This is a genomic window from Erwinia sp. 1181_3, assembly GCF_052824965.1.
Genome location: NZ_VTDE01000001.1, coordinates 136,438 through 153,895, shown reverse-complemented (window position 1 = coordinate 153,895; position 17,458 = coordinate 136,438). Strand labels below are relative to the sequence as shown.

At 52.2% G+C, this 17,458-nt stretch carries 19 protein-coding genes; 10 read left to right on the top strand and 9 right to left on the bottom strand.

The features are described from left to right. Nucleotides 1–412: 412 nt before the first annotated feature. From FY046_RS00680 to FY046_RS00650, 7 genes are all read left to right on the top strand, one after another. Nucleotides 413–1,060 (top strand): YchE family NAAT transporter, encoded by a 648-nt coding sequence (locus FY046_RS00680; RefSeq protein ID WP_133841876.1) that lies wholly within the window; start codon nucleotides 413–415, stop codon nucleotides 1,058–1,060. A 786-nt stretch (nucleotides 1,061–1,846) separates the two neighbouring features. Next, nucleotides 1,847–3,484 (top strand): oligopeptide ABC transporter substrate-binding protein OppA, encoded by a 1,638-nt coding sequence (gene oppA / locus FY046_RS00675; RefSeq protein ID WP_133841877.1) that lies wholly within the window; start codon nucleotides 1,847–1,849, stop codon nucleotides 3,482–3,484. An 83-nt stretch (nucleotides 3,485–3,567) separates the two neighbouring features. Further along, nucleotides 3,568–4,488 carry an oligopeptide ABC transporter permease OppB gene (oppB, locus tag FY046_RS00670; protein WP_062743122.1) on the top strand — a complete coding sequence of 307 codons (921 nt, stop codon included), beginning with the start codon at nucleotides 3,568–3,570 and terminating at the stop codon, nucleotides 4,486–4,488. Between the two features lie 14 nt (nucleotides 4,489–4,502). Further along, the gene (gene oppC / locus FY046_RS00665) at nucleotides 4,503–5,411 is read left to right on the top strand and encodes an oligopeptide ABC transporter permease OppC (protein WP_133841878.1); all 909 of its coding nucleotides are present in this window, start codon (nucleotides 4,503–4,505) and stop codon (nucleotides 5,409–5,411) included. Nucleotides 5,412–5,422: 11 nt separating this feature from the next. Beyond that, nucleotides 5,423–6,439 (top strand): oligopeptide ABC transporter ATP-binding protein OppD, encoded by a 1,017-nt coding sequence (gene oppD, locus FY046_RS00660; protein WP_446185593.1) that lies wholly within the window; start codon nucleotides 5,423–5,425, stop codon nucleotides 6,437–6,439. Next, complete coding sequence (gene oppF, locus FY046_RS00655) at nucleotides 6,436–7,437, top strand: murein tripeptide/oligopeptide ABC transporter ATP binding protein OppF (RefSeq protein ID WP_133841880.1); 1,002 nt, start codon at nucleotides 6,436–6,438, stop codon at nucleotides 7,435–7,437. The genes oppD and oppF overlap by 4 nt, the downstream gene beginning before the upstream one ends. Nucleotides 7,438–7,578: 141 nt before the next feature. Beyond that, a complete protein-coding gene (locus tag FY046_RS00650) occupies nucleotides 7,579–8,436 on the top strand; it encodes an ion transporter (protein WP_133841881.1) in 858 nt (285 codons plus the stop codon). 25 nt (nucleotides 8,437–8,461) lie between these two features. On the opposite strand, the gene FY046_RS00645 is transcribed toward FY046_RS00650, so the two are convergent. Both FY046_RS00645 and cls read right to left on the bottom strand, forming a co-directional pair. After that, nucleotides 8,462–8,785, bottom strand: a complete 324-nt coding sequence (locus FY046_RS00645; RefSeq protein WP_048915935.1) for an HI1450 family dsDNA-mimic protein — start codon at nucleotides 8,783–8,785, stop codon at nucleotides 8,462–8,464. A gap of 45 nt (nucleotides 8,786–8,830) precedes the next feature. Continuing rightward, a complete protein-coding gene (cls, locus tag FY046_RS00640; RefSeq protein WP_133841882.1) occupies nucleotides 8,831–10,291 on the bottom strand; it encodes a cardiolipin synthase in 1,461 nt (486 codons plus the stop codon). 171 nt (nucleotides 10,292–10,462) lie between these two features. Here cls and FY046_RS00635 point away from each other — a divergent pair, with 171 nt between their 5' ends. After that, entirely contained in the window at nucleotides 10,463–10,636 is a 174-nt protein-coding gene (locus tag FY046_RS00635) for a YciY family protein (RefSeq protein WP_133841883.1), read from the top strand. Between the two features lie 43 nt (nucleotides 10,637–10,679). Here FY046_RS00635 and FY046_RS00630 read toward each other — a convergent pair whose 3' ends face one another. Continuing rightward, nucleotides 10,680–10,976 carry a YciI family protein gene (locus tag FY046_RS00630; RefSeq protein ID WP_133841884.1) on the bottom strand — a complete coding sequence of 99 codons (297 nt, stop codon included), beginning with the start codon at nucleotides 10,974–10,976 and terminating at the stop codon, nucleotides 10,680–10,682. A 202-nt stretch (nucleotides 10,977–11,178) separates the two neighbouring features. Between FY046_RS00630 and tonB the strand changes: the two genes are divergently transcribed. After that, nucleotides 11,179–11,904 (top strand): TonB system transport protein TonB, encoded by a 726-nt coding sequence (gene tonB / locus FY046_RS00625; protein WP_446185592.1) that lies wholly within the window; start codon nucleotides 11,179–11,181, stop codon nucleotides 11,902–11,904. 164 nt (nucleotides 11,905–12,068) lie between these two features. Here tonB and yciA read toward each other — a convergent pair whose 3' ends face one another. The 3 genes from yciA to FY046_RS00610 form a co-directional block, all read right to left on the bottom strand. After that, a complete protein-coding gene (gene yciA, locus FY046_RS00620) occupies nucleotides 12,069–12,497 on the bottom strand; it encodes an acyl-CoA thioester hydrolase YciA (RefSeq protein WP_133841885.1) in 429 nt (142 codons plus the stop codon). Between the two features lie 73 nt (nucleotides 12,498–12,570). After that, the gene (locus tag FY046_RS00615; protein WP_159336551.1) at nucleotides 12,571–13,110 is read right to left on the bottom strand and encodes a septation protein A; all 540 of its coding nucleotides are present in this window, start codon (nucleotides 13,108–13,110) and stop codon (nucleotides 12,571–12,573) included. Between the two features lie 74 nt (nucleotides 13,111–13,184). Next, on the bottom strand, nucleotides 13,185–13,922 hold the full coding sequence (locus FY046_RS00610) for a YciC family protein (protein WP_446185591.1): 738 nt from the start codon (nucleotides 13,920–13,922) through the stop codon (nucleotides 13,185–13,187). Nucleotides 13,923–14,292: 370 nt separating this feature from the next. Between FY046_RS00610 and ompW the strand changes: the two genes are divergently transcribed. Continuing rightward, the gene (gene ompW / locus FY046_RS00605) at nucleotides 14,293–14,928 is read left to right on the top strand and encodes an outer membrane protein OmpW (RefSeq protein WP_446185590.1); all 636 of its coding nucleotides are present in this window, start codon (nucleotides 14,293–14,295) and stop codon (nucleotides 14,926–14,928) included. 62 nt (nucleotides 14,929–14,990) lie between these two features. Here ompW and FY046_RS00600 read toward each other — a convergent pair whose 3' ends face one another. The 3 genes from FY046_RS00600 to trpB form a co-directional block, all read right to left on the bottom strand. Further along, on the bottom strand, nucleotides 14,991–15,305 hold the full coding sequence (locus FY046_RS00600) for a BON domain-containing protein (RefSeq protein WP_133841889.1): 315 nt from the start codon (nucleotides 15,303–15,305) through the stop codon (nucleotides 14,991–14,993). Nucleotides 15,306–15,456: 151 nt separating this feature from the next. Next, nucleotides 15,457–16,263, bottom strand: coding sequence for a tryptophan synthase subunit alpha (gene trpA / locus FY046_RS00595; RefSeq protein ID WP_133841890.1), 807 nt, complete (start codon nucleotides 16,261–16,263; stop codon nucleotides 15,457–15,459). Then, nucleotides 16,263–17,453 carry a tryptophan synthase subunit beta gene (gene trpB, locus FY046_RS00590; RefSeq protein WP_133841891.1) on the bottom strand — a complete coding sequence of 397 codons (1,191 nt, stop codon included), beginning with the start codon at nucleotides 17,451–17,453 and terminating at the stop codon, nucleotides 16,263–16,265. The genes trpA and trpB overlap by 1 nt, the downstream gene beginning before the upstream one ends. Nucleotides 17,454–17,458: the final 5 nt, after the last annotated feature.

Genomic DNA, 17,458 nt, shown 5'->3' with positions numbered 1-17,458 from the left:
TCGGAGAACACTGCCCGTCTGGACTTGCCGAATGGCTAAAAACGTTCTAATAGGTTTACTAAAAGAGTCTGTGGTACAGGTCATTACAGACCCCTTTCGGTACGTTATCACTTCCTTTTGATGTCCTTGAGCATAGCGGTTGTGCAGGGGCGAAAACATGATTTAGATCATTAATTATGTAAGCTGATACCATTCAGCTGTAGGAATAATCTGTTCTGAAGCAAAGTGCTTTGTTACGCAAAAAAGCTGCGCATTTTTGTTTTTTATTGTGCTGGAATGTGATTCTCAGGCAGTCAGAATCGCTGGGTTTATGCCGATAATTTGGTGTGATATTCCAGCCTTCAGGGGATAGTCATTATCGGAAATTTCCATTACATTAGCCGCCATCAACCGTCCCCCTACAGGAGCGCATGTGAATCCTGCACTTTTAGATCTCTCTGGCTATATCAAATTTTTCGTTGGTCTGTTTGCACTGGTCAACCCCATTGGGATCATTCCGGTGTTTATCAGTATGACCAGCTACCAGATTCCGGCAGCCAGGAATAAAACCAATCTGACGGCCAATCTGTCAGTGGCGATCATTCTGTGGACGGCGCTGTTTCTCGGAGACGGCATCCTGCATATTTTTGGCATTTCTATTGATTCTTTTCGTATCGCGGGCGGCATTCTGGTGGTCACTATCGCGATGTCGATGATCAGTGGGAAGCTGGGCGAGGACAAACAGAACAAGCAGGAGAAGTCAGAAAGCGCTAACCGTGAAAGTATTGGCGTCGTGCCGCTGGCTCTGCCGCTGATGGCCGGGCCAGGCGCTATCAGCTCAACCATTGTCTGGAGCACCCGCTACCATAGCTGGCAAAACTTACTGGGCTTTACCCTGGCGATTGCGTTGTTTGCTTTTTGCTGTTGGCTGTTATTCCGCGCAGCCCCTTTGATGGTCAGAGTACTGGGTCAAACGGGTATAAATGTCGTCACACGTATTATGGGCTTACTATTGATGGCGCTGGGGATTGAATTCGTCGTCACAGGCATTCGCGCACTGTTTCCGGGGCTCACAAATTAACCCGGTTAAAATTCTGAATTGGTGAATATAAAGCGCATTTAATGCGCTTTTTTTAAACATCCCTACATTGCAATGCACTATAAAAGTGCAATACACCATTCTGGTGTATTATTTTGGTGCATTTATTCATTTCTCTTACATTGGTGCATCGATTATTAATGTAATTACTGAAAACAATATGATTATCCATGCAATTGTAGGGGGTGTGATTTTTTTAACATTACAACATAGTGCGATTTTGTATCTTTATGGTTGTTAATGCTGGTTTTTCGTTGGTTGGTAGTTTTAATGTAATTATTGCTCATATTTTTACGATATTTGTTTAAAAATCACTCAAAAAAAGTTCTTTTTTTGAAAACTCTCACGGTGTAACTCGTCTTTATTCTTATTTATCATCAAGTTACCTGTTATTTTTCAATAATAAATAACGCTTTGCCCCTGCTTTTGATCATGATAAAAGAGAAATGGTTAACATTTTTGCTATTTAGCTTTAGCGGAAATGGAGTCCTTCTGATAATTTTTTAGTGGCTTTGATAAAAAGTGGCACTGGAAATGCAATCCGAAGGGGAGCGTTCTGAAGCGTTTAAGATCCCATGATTGAACGAACACAACAACGTGCGGCAACGCCGGGCGTTGAAAGGTGATAGCAGCAGTTCTCAGCAGTACAAAGTATAAAAAAACAAGCCGGGCGGCCTCGTTCCGCTGCCCGGTTAAGTTTTCCCGAAAATAGGGTAACCGCGGTGCCTGTCACTCGTTGGTATTAATAAAAACTGGAGTAGGTAAAAAATGATCAACATCACGAAGAAGAGTCTGATCGCCGCTGGCGTGATGGCGGCTCTGGGATCAATGACAGCACAGCAGGCGTTTGCAGCCTCCGTGCCAGCAGGAGTCGAACTGGCTGCTAAGCAGGAGTTGGTTAAAGGTAACGGTGCTGAATTACAGTCGCTGGACCCGCATAAAATAGAAGGCGTGCCTGAATCTAACGTCAACCGCGACCTGCTTGAAGGTCTGGTTATCAGTGACCCGCAGGGGCACCCGATTCCAGGCGTGGCCGAGAGCTGGGACAATAAAGATGGCAAGGTGTGGACATTCCACCTGCGCAATAATGCTAAATGGTCCAATGGTGAGCCGGTAACGGCACAGGACTTCGTTTACAGCTGGCAGCGCCTCTCCGATCCGAAAACAGCTTCTCCTTACGCCAGTTACCTGCAGTACGGCCATCTTGAGAACATCGACGATATCATTACGGGTAAAAAAAGCCCGGACACGCTGGGCGTGAAGGCGATCGATGCGCATACGCTGGAAGTTACATTGAGCGAACCCGTACCTTATTTCTATAAGCTGCTGATCCATCCTTCCATGTCTCCGGTGAATAAAGCGGCAGTAGACAAATTTGGTGATAAGTGGACTCAGCCCGCTAACTGGGTGGGCAACGGCGCCTTCAAACTCTCCGAGTGGGTAGTGAACGAACGTATTGTTCTGGTACGTAATACCGATTACTGGGACAACGCAGAAACCAAACTGGATAAAGTCACCTTCTTGCCGATCTCTTCTGAAGTGACCGATGTTAACCGCTACCGCAGCGGCGGCAGCGATATGACCTACAACAACATGCCGATTGAGTTATTCCAGAAGCTGAAAAAAGATATCCCGACCGAAGTGCATGTTGACCCTTATCTCTGTACTTACTACTACGAAATCAATAACCAGAAAGCTCCGTTCAACGATCCTCGCGTTCGTGCTGCTCTGAAACTGGGTATTGATCGCGACATTATCGTTAACAAAGTGAAAGGACAGGGCGATCTGCCTGCCTACAGCTACACTCCGCCTTACACCGAAGGTATTAAGCTGACGCCACCAGAGTGGTTTGGCTGGTCGCAGGAAAAACGTAACGAAGAAGCGAAAAAATTACTGGCTGAAGCCGGTTACACAGCGGATAAACCACTGACCTTCAACCTGCTGTATAACACCTCCGATCTGCATAAGAAGCTGGCTATTGCTGCTGCGTCGATCTGGAAGAAAAACCTGGGTGTGAACGTTAAACTGGAGAATCAGGAGTGGAAAACCTTCCTCGACACCCGTCACCAGGGCAACTTTGATGTAGCTCGCGCAGGCTGGTGCGCTGACTACAACGAACCGACCACCTTCTTAGGCACCATGCAGTCAAACAGCAGCAACAACACCTCCCACTATAAGAGTGAGGCCTTCGATAAGGCGATGGATGACGCGCTGGCATCACCGGACGAAGCGACCCGCGCTACCCGTTATGCCGATGCTGAGAAAATCCTCGATAAGGATTCCGTCATCGTGCCGGTCTATTACTACGTCAATGCCCGTCTGGTGAAACCTTACGTCGGCGGCTATACCGGTAAAGATCCGCTGGATAACGTCTACGATAAAAACTTGTACATCATTAAACATTAATGGTCGTTCCCGGGGAGGGGGAACTCTCCCCGGCAGATCTTTTATAGAGCAGTGCTGAGGCAGTAAGCCGGGCAGGTAGGGCAATGTTAAAATTTATTTTTCGTCGTTTTCTTGAAGCGATCCCGACGTTATTTATTCTGATCACCATCTCCTTTTTTATGATGCGTCTGGCTCCCGGAAGTCCGTTTACCGGCGAGCGCACGCTGTCACCTGAAGTCATGGCAAATATTGAAGCCAAATATCATTTAAACGATCCGATCCTGACGCAGTACTTCAGTTATCTGAAGCAGCTTGCGCACGGGGATTTTGGTCCATCGTTTAAATACAAAGATTATACGGTCAACGATCTGGTGGCCGGGTCATTCCCTGTGTCGGCCAAACTGGGGGCGGCTGCGTTTCTGTTTGCCCTGGTACTGGGCGTCAGTGCTGGCGTGATTGCCGCGCTGAAACAAAACACCAAATGGGATTATGCCGTTATGGGCGTGGCAATGACCGGGATCGTCATCCCCAGTTTCGTGGTCGCGCCGCTCTTGGTGTTGCTGTTCTCCATTACCTTGAAGTGGTTGCCCGGAGGAGGCTGGAATGGCGGGGCGCTGAAATTTATGATCCTGCCGATGGTGGCGCTGTCGCTGGCCTATATTGCCAGCATCGCGCGTATTACTCGTGGTTCGATGATCGAAGTGCTGCACTCCAACTTTATTCGCACCGCACGCGCCAAAGGGCTGCCGATGCACCGCATCGTTTTGCGCCACGCGCTGAAACCCGCGCTGTTGCCTGTCCTGTCTTACCTTGGCCCGGCCTTTGTCGGCATCATTACCGGTTCAATGGTGATTGAAACCATTTATGGTCTGCCAGGTATTGGTCAGCTATTTGTTAACGGCGCGCTGAATCGAGATTATTCGTTGGTATTAAGCCTGACGATCCTGGTCGGGGCGCTGACCATTCTGTTCAATGCGATTGTTGACGTGCTGTATGCGGTCATCGATCCAAAAATTCGTTACTGATCCAGGAGCTGGAGATGATTTTTGTTAAGAAAAACAGCGAAGCTCTGGATAACTTCAGTGAAAAGCTAGAGATCGAAGGACGCAGCCTGTGGCAGGACGCGCGCCGCCGTTTTATCCATAACCGTGCGGCGGTCGCCAGCCTGTTTGTGCTGCTGCTGGTCGCCCTGTTTGTCATTTTCGCTCCGATGTTGTCTGCGTTTACTTATGACGACACCGACTGGGCAATGATGTCAGCGGCACCAGACATGAGTTCGGGCCACTATATGGGCACCGACTCGTCAGGGCGTGATCTGCTGGTGCGTGTCGCCATTGGCGGGCGTATCTCCTTAATGGTGGGGATTGCTGCGGCGCTGGTGGCGGTGGTGCTGGGAACACTTTACGGCACACTGGCGGGCTACCTGGGCGGTAAAATCGACTCCGTGATGATGCGTGTTCTGGAGATCCTCAACTCCTTCCCGTTTATGTTCTTCGTTATCCTGCTGGTCACCTTCTTTGGTCAAAATATTCTGCTGATTTTCGTCGCCATCGGTATGGTGTCGTGGTTGGATATGGCACGTATTGTGCGTGGACAGACCCTGAGCCTGAAACGTAAAGAGTTTATTGAAGCGGCGGAAGTGGGCGGCGTGTCGACGCTGAATATCGTGCTGCGCCATATCGTTCCCAATGTACTGGGCGTGGTCGTGGTGTATGCCTCACTGCTGGTGCCGAGCATGATCCTGTTTGAATCCTTCCTGAGCTTCCTCGGCCTCGGCACGCAGGAACCGCTGAGCAGCTGGGGTGCGTTGCTCAGCGACGGTGCTAACTCGATGGAGGTTTCACCCTGGCTGCTGCTTTATCCGGCCGGTTTCCTGGTGATTACCCTGTTTTGTTTCAACTTTATTGGCGATGGCCTGCGTGATGCCCTCGACCCGAAAGACCGTTAAGGAGTTTCCCTATGAGCGTAATTGAACTTCAGCCAGCAATGGCAAAGACCCAGGGAAGCGAACGGCTGCTGGATGTGAAAGATCTGCGTGTGACGTTCAGCACTCCCGATGGCGATGTCACGGCAGTGAACGATTTGAATTTCAGCCTGAGTGCGGGTGAAACCCTTGGCATTGTCGGCGAGTCCGGATCGGGAAAATCGCAGACCGCATTTGCCCTGATGGGGCTGCTGGCCAGCAACGGCCGCATCGGTGGTTCAGCACGTTTCAACGGTAGTGAGATCCTTAATCTGCCGGAAAAACAGCTCAACAAGCTGCGTGCCGAACAAATTGCGATGATCTTCCAGGACCCGATGACCTCGCTGAACCCGTATATGCGTGTCGGTGAGCAACTGATGGAAGTGCTGCAACTGCATAAAGGCATGAGCGGGGCACAGGCGTTTGAAGAGTCAGTCCGTATGCTCGATGCGGTAAAAATGCCGGAAGCCCGCAAACGCATGAAAATGTTTCCCCACGAATTCTCAGGGGGAATGCGTCAGCGTGTGATGATCGCCATGGCGCTGCTGTGTCGGCCAAAGCTGCTGATTGCGGATGAGCCGACGACCGCGCTTGATGTGACGGTGCAGGCGCAGATTATGACCCTGCTGAACGAACTGAAGCGCGAATTTAACACCGCGATTATTATGATCACCCACGATCTGGGTGTGGTTGCAGGGATCTGTGACCAGGTGATGGTGATGTACGCAGGGCGTACGATGGAGTATGGAAAAGCGCGTGACGTCTTCTATCATCCGTCACACCCTTACTCCATTGGCCTGTTGAATGCAGTCCCGCGTCTGGATGCTGATGAGGGCGACACACTGATGACCATTCCTGGTAATCCGCCAAATCTGTCACGCCTACCGAAAGGCTGCCCGTTCCAGCCACGCTGCCCGCATGCGATGGATATCTGTGCCAGCGCGCCGCCTCTTGAGGCGTTCGGTGACGGACGGCTGCGTGCCTGCTCTAAGCCCGTGGAGGCGTTGGTATGACAACGGTTGCTGAGAAAAAAGTGTTGCTCGAAATCGCCGATTTGAAGGTGCATTTTGATATCAAAGACGGACGTCAGTGGTTCTGGCAACCGCCAAAAACGCTGAAAGCCGTTGATGGCGTCAGCCTGCGTTTGTACGAGGGAGAAACCCTGGGCGTGGTGGGAGAGTCCGGTTGCGGTAAATCCACGCTGGCGCGCGCGATTATCGGGTTGGTGAAAGCGACAGACGGCAGGGTGGCCTGGCTGGGGCGCGATCTGTTAGGGCAGAGTGCAGACGAATGGCGTGCCGCGCGCAGCGATATCCAGATGATCTTCCAGGACCCGCTGGCATCGCTGAATCCGCGTATGAATATCGGAGAGATTATTGCGGAGCCGCTGCGCACCTATCACCCGCGTATGCCGCGCCAGGAAGTGAAAGACCGCGTGAAGGAGATGATGCTGAAGGTGGGGCTGCTGCCTAACCTGATCAACCGTTATCCTCATGAGTTTTCGGGTGGACAGTGTCAGCGTATCGGTATTGCACGCGCGTTGATCCTCGAACCCAAACTGATTATCTGTGATGAACCGGTATCGGCACTGGATGTTTCTATTCAGGCGCAGGTGGTGAATTTGCTGCAAAAGTTGCAGCGTGAGATGGGGCTGTCGCTGATCTTTATCGCGCACGATCTGGCTGTCGTAAAACATATTTCTGACCGCGTGCTGGTGATGTATCTCGGGCATGCCGTGGAGCTGGGCACCTATGATGAGGTGTATCAGAATCCGCAGCATCCTTATACGCGGGCGCTGATGTCAGCGGTACCCATTCCCGACCCCGATCTGGAAAAGCAGAAGGTGATTCAACTGCTGGAAGGGGAACTGCCATCACCGATCAACCCGCCATCCGGGTGCGTGTTCCGCACACGTTGCCCGATTGCCGGGCCGGAGTGCGCAAAAACACGGCCATTGCTGGAGGGCAGTTTCCGTCACGCTGTCTCCTGCCTGAAAGTAGATCCGCTCTGACCGTTCGTCACAACCCTCTCGTTATCTTCCCGCATTGAGCTTTCAATGCGGGTTTTTTTTGTTTATCCGCATATTGCTTGATCTTCCGTCTGGCCCCTTCTAGTAATACAGATTCGCAAAGGATGGCCGGAGGGCATGCAGATGGCTAAACAGGATCGGAGCTGGCGTCAGCGCCTCTATATTTTTTTGTTTGATGTGAGCAGCCCGGCGGGTCGCCGGTTTGAAATTTTCTGGGTTATTACGACACTGGTCAGTGTGATGACGCTGTTTATTGAGTCGGCGGAACCACACAAAATAACCCTGCAGTTGAAAGAAGCCTCGGTGTTTCTCCTGCTTGAGTATGCTTTTACCCTGCTTTTCAGTCTGGAATATGTGCTGCGGTTACTGACCACGGAACGCCCCATGCGGTATGTTTTCAGTTTTTTTGGCATTGTCGATCTGATCACCACGCTGCCGTTGTATATCTTCTGGCTCTGGCCGGATATCGCCCTACGTTACATGATGGCGATAAGGCTGCTGCGTGTGTTGCGCCTGCTTCGGCTGATAAAGCTACTGCGCTATATGGGCTCTGCCAATGTGCTGTGGGACAGTCTGGTCAGTGCGCGGAAAAAGCTCTCGCTGTTCTTCGGCGGGGTAATGATATTGCTCTGCGTTTTTGGCGGATTGATGTATGTCATTGAAGGGCCGGAGAACGGCTTTACCAGCCTGCCGGTTGCCGTCTACTGGGCGGTGGTGACAATGACCACGGTCGGTTATGGAGACATTACGCCACATACACCGCTGGGCCGGATGATCTCATCAATACTGATCTTGCTCGGTTATTCACTGATCGCTATACCGACTGGGGTGATGAGCTCGTATATGACGGAGGTAATGCAGCGTAATCGTCACCGGCGTCACTGCACCGTGTGTAAGCAGACGGGCCATGAGGATGATGCGCATTTCTGCAAAGGGTGCGGGGGGAGACTGGGCGATAAAAATAAAGAAGGCCCGGATTAACCGGGCCTGATAGCCGTAAGAGGGCTTACTCTTTCCACAAAATATGGCAGAGTTTATGGTCTTTCTCGCGGCAGAGAAGCACGCGGGCAAACACGTCGGTAATCGGTTCGCCGTCTTCTTCGCCCAGTCCAATCACGACTTCAGCGAAAAAGTCAGGGTTCAGGTCGAAATCGACATGTTCTGCCCAGTCTTCAGCAGGATCATACAGCTCTGCGCCGCCGCGTTCTTCAAACTGGAGGTTGAACAGAATGACGTCGGCAGGATCGAGATTATCGACCGCCAGCTCAAGGAAAATATCGTAAGCCTGTTCCAGCGTCTCGTCTTCGGTAAGGCGGTTGTTCAAATCCATAATATGTCCTGTCGTGCCCCGGGGGGTTGTGCATTTTCGCTCGTTTTACAGCAATGGACTGAAGAAGTAAAACAGTCGTTCAACGATGCGCTGCCAGTAAGCACGGCGTGACCAGCGTTTTCCGTCAACCAGACGTGAACGGGCGATATAATCATCCTGCACGCGTGCCAGATCGCTGCCAAAGCCGTCATCATCGATCACCAGAGTAATCTCGAAATTCAGCCACAGACTGCGCATATCCAGGTTTACCGTCCCCACCAGGCTAAGTTGCCCATCCACCAGAATACTTTTGGTATGCAGCAGACCGCCTTCGAACTGATAGATTTTCACACCGGCGTCCAGCAGTTCGCCAAAGAAGGCTCGGCTGGCCCAGCCGACCAGTACGGAGTCATTGTGCCGTGGCACAATAATGCTGACTTCAACGCCCCGGTACGCGGCCGTACAGATCGCATGCAGCAAATCGTCACTGGGTACGAAATAGGGTGTGGTCATGATCAGCTGTTCGCGCGCAGAGTAGACCGCAGTGAGCAGCGCCTGATGGATCATATCTTCCGGGAAACCGGGGCCTGAGGCGATCACCTGAATGGTGTGGCCGCTCTCGGCTTCAAACGGCATCACATTATCATCGGGCGGTGGCGGTAAAATACGCTTACCGGTTTCAATTTCCCAGTCGCAGGAGTAGATAATTCCCATTGTGGTGGCGACCGGGCCTTCCATCCGCGCCATCAAATCCACCCACTGGCCGACGCCCGCATCCTGTTTAAAGTAACGCGGATCGACCAGGTTCATGCTGCCGGTGTAGGCAATATAGTTATCGATTAACACGACTTTCCGGTGCTGGCGCAGGTCCATACGGCGCAGGAAAACACGCAGCAGGCTGACTTTCAGCGCTTCCACCACATCGACCCCGGCGTTGCGCATCATGGCCGCCCACGGACTGCGGAAAAAGTCGACGCTGCCTGCGGAATCGAGCATTAAACGACAGTGAACACCCCGGCGTGCCGCTGCCATCAGTGCTTCCGCCACTTCATCGGCCTGTCCGCCGGGCTGCCAGATATAGAACACCATTTCAATGTTATGGCGTGCCAGCTGGATATCACGCACCAGCGTGCGCAGGGTATCGTCAGTGCTGGTCAGCAGTTGCAGCTGATTGCCTTTTACCCCGGCGATCCCCTGACGGTTCTCACACAGCTGAAACAGTGAACGGGCAACGTCACTGTTGGTTTCAGCAAAAATATGATGACTGGATTTCAATTCGGCGAGCCAACGGGCCGTGGAAGGCCACATGGTGCGCGCGCGCTCTGCACGGCGTTTCCCCAGATGAAGTTCACCGAATGAGAGATAAGCGATAATACCCACCAGCGGCAGGATATAGATAATCAGCAGCCATGCCATGGCAGAGGGCACCGCGCGGCGCTTCATCAGAATGCGCAAGGTCACACTGGCAATCAGTAACCAGTAACCAAATACCAGCAGCCAGCTCATCACGGTGTAAAAAGTGGTCATTAAGTGAAAGTCCTGTTCACGCGAAAGTCTTTGGAGTTTACGTGCAGATGACAACGCTGGGAACCTTTAAACCATCATCAGCCTAAAGACATCGGACCTTGTGAGGGAAAAGAAAGGTCTATAATGCGTCGCGAGTTTTTACCGTACACAGAGCAACAGACTGAGGGTGTAATGAGACGAAGCAGAAATGAAGTTGCGCGCTGGCGCATGAGTCGCCAGGTTCAGCGTCGCCGGGCACGTTGGTTAGAAGGGCAGTCACGTCGTTATGGCCGCATGCACTCTTTCCGACATCTGGTCAGCCAACTGCAGCGTCGTTCAATTCTGTTTATTACTCAGCATCACTGATGCTCGCCGTGCTTCCGGCGGTTCACCGAACCGCCGGCCGAGATTAAAACGCGCGTTTGAAAGGCTTAACATCCACCTTTTTGTACACGCCAGCAGCGATATAAGGGTCATCCTGAGCCCAGGATTGTGCTGCTTCCAGTGAAGGAAACTCGGCGATAATCGTCGACCCGGTAAAACCCGCCACGCCAGGTTCATTACTGTCCACCGCAGGCATTGGGCCAGCAATAATCAGACGACCTTCATCACGCAGTAACTGCAGGCGTGCAAGGTGAGCAGGGCGCACAGCGGTGCGTTTATCCAGTGAGTCAGCATTATCTTTAGCGTAAATTACGTAGAGCACCTTCAGAACTCCTGTCGGGGATGAGATTCGGCATCACGTTAAGTGATCGTTAACATTTGTGCAAATGAAAGATAATTTGCCCTTGATAAAGGTCAGGTTGTTGCCCTTAAAAGCGTAAATCCGCGATTGATCGTGAGCGGTTATTGAAATTGATTGCTATTTGCATTTAAAATCACCCCTTCACATTTTGACCAGAAAGATTATGACGACGCTAACAACTGATCTACCTCGCCGCTCACCTTTGCCATTGCTGATCTCGATCGTACTGCATGGTTCGGTGATCGGGGCACTGCTGTACGCCTCATTTCATCAGGTGGTCGAAATGCCCAAAGCGTCTCAGCCGATTAGCGTGTCGATGGTGGCACCTGAGGTGCAGCCGGAACCGCAACCCGCCCCCCCTGTTGTTGAACCTGAACCAGAGCCGGTAGTGGAGCCTGAACCTGCCCCGGAGCCACCCAAGCCTGAACCCGTGCCGATCCCGAAACCGGAACCGAAGCCTAAACCTAAACCTAAACCGAAGCCGGTGAAGAAAGAAGTGGTGAAGCCGAAGCAGGAAGTGAAACCGCGTCCTGCTGCCCCGGTGGAAAACCGGCCGACCGAGCAGACAAAGCCATCCACGGCACCGAAGACCTCTCAGGCGCCGTCTACGGCCGTTTCAACAGGCCCACGGGCGCTGACCGTCGGTAAGCCGTCCTATCCGTCACGCGCCTTTGCGCTGCGTGTGGAAGGGCGTGTACGCGTGCAGTTTGACGTCGATAGCTCAGGACAGGTCGATAACATTCGTATCCTGTCTGCCGAACCTCGTAACATGTTTGAGCGGGAGGTGAAGCTGGCGATGCGCAAATGGCGCTATGAAGCAGGCAAGCCCGGCAAGGACATTACGATGAATATTGTCTTCAAGATTAACGGCGGCACCAGCATCGAATAAAATTAGCCAGCATCTTTTGTACCATAGCGGCGTTGGCTGCTCTCGCTAACCCCGGTCACTTACTGATGTAAGCTCCCGGGGATTAGCTCAATTGCCGCCTTGCTTTAATGCAAAATCTACTCGCTAATTAAAGTGTTCTGCCAAAAATCAATTTTTAAAGTGAGTTACTGCTGGATATCTAGCGTGAAATTGATTTTATCATCCGGCAGGGAGCGCGGTTTTCCGTCCGGGTCGACGGCGACGTAAATAAACACGGCTTCGGTGGTGCAGTAGCGTTGCCCGATGGGTTCTGACGACACTTTCTTTATCCACACTTCAATATTAATGGTGATGGAGCTGGTGCCGGTGCGAATGCAGCGTGCATGGCAGGTGACGACATCACCCACCGCGACCGGCTTCAGAAAGGTCATCCCGTCAGCGCGCACGGTGACCACACGTCCCCCGGCAATCTCTTTGGCCAGAATAGCGCCGCCCATATCCATCTGCGACATCAGCCAGCCACCGAATATATCACCGTTGGCATTGGTGTCTGCTGGCATGGCGAGGGTGCGCAGCACCATCTCACCCTGCGGTGTTCTTAGTTCTTCGCTCATTGTTATGTTCCTGACATTGCTGATTTCAAATAACCCACTTGCCCGATCGGGGGTTCCGTCGGGCATTTAACGCTTATTTTTCTTCTTGTTGTGGCATCAGACGGTAAATATAGACACCGCTTAATAATGTGAACAGCAGCGTTAACGCACTCAGACCGAAGACTTTAAAGTTCATCCAGATGTCCTGGGAAAGCCAGAACGCCACGTAGATATTGGCCAGTCCGCAGGCAAGGAAAAAGAGCGCCCAGGCGATATTCAGACGTCGCCAGGCAAATTCTGGCAGTTGAATCTCCTTGCCCAGCATTTTCTGGATAAGAGGTTGTTTCATAAACCACTGGCTGAACAGCAGTGCGACAGCAAACAGACCGTAAATAATGGTGACTTTCCATTTGATAAAGTCCGGGTTATGCAACGCAATCGTCAGGGTGCCAAAAATAGCCACCAGTGCGAAGGTGATCAGCGACATTTTTTCCAGCTTGCGATACAGCAGCCAGCTGGCGACCAGCGCCAGACCTGAGGCAACGATCAGTGCACCAGAGGCAACAAAAATGTCGTACAACTTGTAGAAAACAAAAAACACTACAAGCGGAAGAAAGTCGAGTAACTGCTTCATAGCGGCTTCCAAATAACAGACTAAACCGGAATATTATGAATCGGGAATGACTCTGTCGAGGCATTCCCGATGAATTAACGTAACAGCATATACAGGCGTGACAAATAGATAATCAGTATGGCTGAAATCAGATTGCTAATGGCGTTCAACAGGACGGAGGCGACGTCAGGTGGCAACCACAGCAATGAAGATGCCAGCAGCAGCACAACCAGTTTCGCCACAATCCACAGAACAACAGCCGGTGCCACCAGTTTCATCTGGCTCCATCCGAGGCGAACGCTGGTGCGCATGGCCGCAAAAACGCCGGTTTTCTCTGTGTTCATGATGATTGGTGACAACGCCAGCGTCACGGCCAGCAATACACCCGGCACCACCAGCACCATAAAGCCAAGCTGGATCACTAACGTCATCAGGAACGTCAGCAGCAGCAGGCGCGGTAATAGCGGAGCTGAAGCACCAATGGCCCGCAGTGCACTGACACGCTGACCGGATGATACCATCGGGATCAGGCACAGCATGCCGCCCAGCAGCAGCACATTCCCTACCAGTGAAGCAAAAGTCCCCGCAGCGGAGGCTTTTAGCAGCACCTTTTGTTGTTCCGGCGACATGTTTTGAATCATTTCCATCAGGCTGCCGGCCGAACCTGCAGCACCGTCACCCAGGATCTGCATCTGATCGGCATCAGGCGTAAAAGCCTTGCCGAGCATCATGGTGATAAATGAGGTCAGTAGTGCCATCAGTGTAATGGTAACCAACTGATGACGGAAAAAATTCCCCGTGTCACGGTATAGCGAACCCGCCGTGATAGACATGTACTCTCCTTGAAAGGCCGGTGTTATAGACCCGGCGATTGTACATGCTCTCATGGGGTGCTGGCACTCAGATTGACATAACTTTCGATTTAAGAAGGTATTACCGCAGCTTTCACGCGCTGCTGCGTGACATTTCCCTGCGTCTGAGCTGACGTTGCGACATTTCTCATTTTCCCTCTCTGGATCACTAAGATTAATCCCGGGGTTAATTGGGCAAAATTGATCTAAATCAACCCTATGTTTTTTATCAAGTTTATACGGATTGATTCACATGACCTTTTGCGTAAATAAGCGTAAATATGTTCGTGATTTCGCACTAAGGCCTCGTAGCAGGCCACATGCTGACAACAATTCGACAAAAGGAATGGTTATGAAACTGAAAGCACTGGCACTGGCTCTTGTTACCCTACTGCCTGCTGTTGCCTCCGCCCACGAAGCCGGGGACTTCTTTATGCGCGCCGGTTCAGCGACTGTGCGCCCGACCGGTGGCTCAGATAATGTGATGGGGCTGGGGGAGTTCGATATTGATAACAATACCCAGCTTGGTCTGACTTTTACCTATATGGCGACGGACAACATTGGTGTTGAGTTGCTGGGTGCCACACCGTTCAAACATCACGTTGGACTCCAGGCCACCGGAACACTGGCAACGGTTCATCAACTGCCGCCAACGTTAATGGCACAGTGGTACTTCATGGGCAATACCAGCAAATGGCAGCCTTATGCCGGTATCGGTGTTAACTACACCATGTTCTATGACACGGACTTTAACGACACCGGGCGAGCGGCAGGGCTGAGTAACCTGAAAGTGAAAAACTCCTGGGGCGTGGCGGGGCAGTTAGGCCTGGATTATCAATTAACGCCTGACTGGATGCTGAATGCGTCACTGTGGTACATGGATATTAATACTAAAGTCAGTTTCGACTCTCAGACGGCAGGTCATCAGAGTATTGATACACACATTAATCCGTTCGTGTTCTTCTTCGGGGCGGGTTACCGTTTCTAAGCCTGTCTGGGCCAGAAACAAGAAAGGCGCGAAGTTCGCGCCTTTTTCTTTTATACAGTTCGTTACTTAATCTGCATATTGTTTACCACCGATTTCACACCCGCCACACCACGTGTGACCTGTACGGCGCGGTTTGCCGCCTGCGGTGAACTGACAAAACCACTTAACTGCACGCGGCCTTTAAAGGTCTCAACGTTGATTTCCGTGGACTTCAGTGATTTATCATTCAGCAACCCGGCTTTCACCTTAGTCGTTACTACCGTATCGTCAATATACCCGCCAGTACCTTCTTTGGTTGCCGTAGGCGCGCAGGCGCTGACGGACAGTGCCACAACAGCGGCAATAACCATACCCGATAAGACTTTAAACAATTTCATTGCATCTCTCCCTGTCATCATCAAAAGGCAGTCATCCGCGTGATTGCGGTTCACAATAATAGTTGTTCACAGAAGGAAAGAAAGCAAATCAGGATTGTGACAAACAGAAAGAAAATAATGCCTTATCACAGGAATAAGGCATTAACAGAGATTAGCTGCGGGTGGCGGCCTTCAGTGAGCTGGCAAAGGCAGTCAGCTCTTTCAGCATCACGTCGGGGTGGGAGGCGTTCCGCTCAATGATTTTGACAATTGCCGAGCCTGAAATCGCCCCGGCGGCACCGGACGCGATCGCTTCTTTAACCTGTGAAGGTTCAGAAATGCCAAAGCCCTGCAAGGCAGGCGCAGCGTGGTATTCGCGCAGCTTATCGACCAGATGTTTCAACGGCAGATTGGCACGGGTTTCGGAGCCGGTGACGCCAGCACGTGACAGCAGGTAGGTATACCCCCGGCCGTGCGAGGCGATTTCACGCAGCAGATCGTCGCTGGCGTTCGGCGGGCAGATAAAGATCGGGGCCACGTTATGGCGCATCGCCGCCTGACGGAAGGGGGCGGACTCCTCCACCGGCACATCCGCAATCAGCACCGAATCAACACCCGCCTGCTGGCAGCGTGCATAGAAATTATCGATGCCGTTTGAGAACACCAGGTTCGCGTACATCAGCAGGCCAATCGGCAGTTCCGGGTATTTCTGGCGAATGGCGGCCAGCATCTCGAAGCATTGTGATGGCGTCACACCGGAGGCGAAGGCGCGCAGATTGGCATTCTGAATGGTCGGGCCATCTGCCAGCGGATCGGAGAAGGGGATGCCGAGTTCAAGGGCGTCCGCGCCTCCGGCCACCAGCGCATCAATAATCTGCAATGACAGCTCAGGATTCGGGTCACCGAGGGTAACGAAAGGCACGAAAGCGCCTTCTTTACGTTCTGCCAGGCGTTTAAAACAGAGGTCGTAACGTTCCATCAGATTTCTCCCTTAGCGGTAAAGATGTCATGCACGGTGAAGATGTCTTTGTCACCACGGCCGGAAAGATTCACCACCAGCAGTTGCTCTTTCTCAGGGTTTTCACGCATCATTTTCAGGGCATGGGCCAGCGCGTGTGACGATTCCAGCGCAGGGATAATCCCTTCGCTGCGGCACAGTGTTTTAAAGGCATCCAGCGCTTCGTCATCCGTAATAGAAACGTAATCAGCGCGGCCAATGCTGTTGAGATAGGCGTGCTGAGGGCCGACGGACGGGAAGTCGAGACCGGCAGAGATAGAGTAAGACTCTTCAATCTGGCCATCGTGGGTTTGCATCATGGGCGCTTTCATCCCGAAATAGATGCCCACGCGGCCATGCTTCAGTGGCGCGCCGTGCTCGCCGCTTTCAATCCCGTGCCCCGCCGGTTCAACGCCAATCAGGCCAACGCTGGTGTCATCAATAAAATCAGCAAACATACCGATGGCGTTAGAGCCGCCACCCACACAGGCAATCAACGCATCCGGCAGGCGACCCTCTTTTTCCAGAATCTGCGCTTTGGTCTCTTCACCAATCATGCGCTGGAACTCACGCACGATGGTCGGGAACGGATGCGGGCCCGCTGCGGTACCCAGCATATAGTGGGCGGTTTCATAGCTGCCCGACCAGTCGCGCAGCGCTTCGTTACAGGCATCTTTCAGCGTTGAGGAACCGCTGTGAACCGGGATCACTTCCGCACCCATCAGCTTCATACGGAATACGTTAGGAGACTGGCGTTCGATATCTTTCGCGCCCATATAGATGCGGCATTTCAGGCCAAGCAGTGCGCTGGCAAGGGCAGACGCCACGCCATGCTGACCGGCACCCGTCTCAGCGATAATCTCCTTTTTCCCCATGCGTTTCGCCAGCAGTGCCTGGCCCAACACCTGGTTAGTTTTGTGCGCGCCGCCGTGCAGCAGGTCTTCACGCTTAAGATACAGGCGGGTTTTGGTGCCTGCCGTCAGGTTTTTGCACAGCGTAAGTGCGGTAGGGCGGCCAGCATAGTTTTTCAGCAGGTCGGTAAATTCCGCCTGGAACGCCGGGTCGCTCTGAGCGCTGATAAAGGCATCTTCCAGTTGGAGCAGTGCAGGCATCAGGATCTGCGGCACATACATGCCGCCAAACTCACCAAAATACGGATTTAATCGGGTCATGTCGT

What these genes read in the sequence shown, in the direction of transcription:
- oppA (WP_133841877.1), top strand. Translation starts at nt 1,847, where the DNA reads ATGATCAACATCACGAAGAAGAGTCTGATCGCCGCTGGCGTGATGGCG.
- oppB (WP_062743122.1), top strand. Translation starts at nt 3,568, where the DNA reads ATGTTAAAATTTATTTTTCGTCGTTTTCTTGAAGCGATCCCGACGTTA.
- oppC (WP_133841878.1), top strand. Translation starts at nt 4,503, where the DNA reads ATGATTTTTGTTAAGAAAAACAGCGAAGCTCTGGATAACTTCAGTGAA.
- oppD (WP_446185593.1), top strand. Translation starts at nt 5,423, where the DNA reads ATGAGCGTAATTGAACTTCAGCCAGCAATGGCAAAGACCCAGGGAAGC.
- oppF (WP_133841880.1), top strand. Translation starts at nt 6,436, where the DNA reads ATGACAACGGTTGCTGAGAAAAAAGTGTTGCTCGAAATCGCCGATTTG.
- FY046_RS00650 (WP_133841881.1), top strand. Translation starts at nt 7,579, where the DNA reads ATGGCTAAACAGGATCGGAGCTGGCGTCAGCGCCTCTATATTTTTTTG.
- FY046_RS00645 (WP_048915935.1), bottom strand. Translation starts at nt 8,785, where the DNA reads ATGGATTTGAACAACCGCCTTACCGAAGACGAGACGCTGGAACAGGCT.
- cls (WP_133841882.1), bottom strand. Translation starts at nt 10,291, where the DNA reads ATGACCACTTTTTACACCGTGATGAGCTGGCTGCTGGTATTTGGTTAC.
- FY046_RS00635 (WP_133841883.1), top strand. Translation starts at nt 10,463, where the DNA reads ATGAGACGAAGCAGAAATGAAGTTGCGCGCTGGCGCATGAGTCGCCAG.
- tonB (WP_446185592.1), top strand. Translation starts at nt 11,179, where the DNA reads ATGACGACGCTAACAACTGATCTACCTCGCCGCTCACCTTTGCCATTG.
- yciA (WP_133841885.1), bottom strand. Translation starts at nt 12,497, where the DNA reads ATGAGCGAAGAACTAAGAACACCGCAGGGTGAGATGGTGCTGCGCACC.
- FY046_RS00615 (WP_159336551.1), bottom strand. Translation starts at nt 13,110, where the DNA reads ATGAAGCAGTTACTCGACTTTCTTCCGCTTGTAGTGTTTTTTGTTTTC.
- FY046_RS00610 (WP_446185591.1), bottom strand. Translation starts at nt 13,922, where the DNA reads ATGTCTATCACGGCGGGTTCGCTATACCGTGACACGGGGAATTTTTTC.
- ompW (WP_446185590.1), top strand. Translation starts at nt 14,293, where the DNA reads ATGAAACTGAAAGCACTGGCACTGGCTCTTGTTACCCTACTGCCTGCT.
- FY046_RS00600 (WP_133841889.1), bottom strand. Translation starts at nt 15,305, where the DNA reads ATGAAATTGTTTAAAGTCTTATCGGGTATGGTTATTGCCGCTGTTGTG.
- trpA (WP_133841890.1), bottom strand. Translation starts at nt 16,263, where the DNA reads ATGGAACGTTACGACCTCTGTTTTAAACGCCTGGCAGAACGTAAAGAA.
- trpB (WP_133841891.1), bottom strand. Translation starts at nt 17,453, where the DNA reads ATGACCCGATTAAATCCGTATTTTGGTGAGTTTGGCGGCATGTATGTG.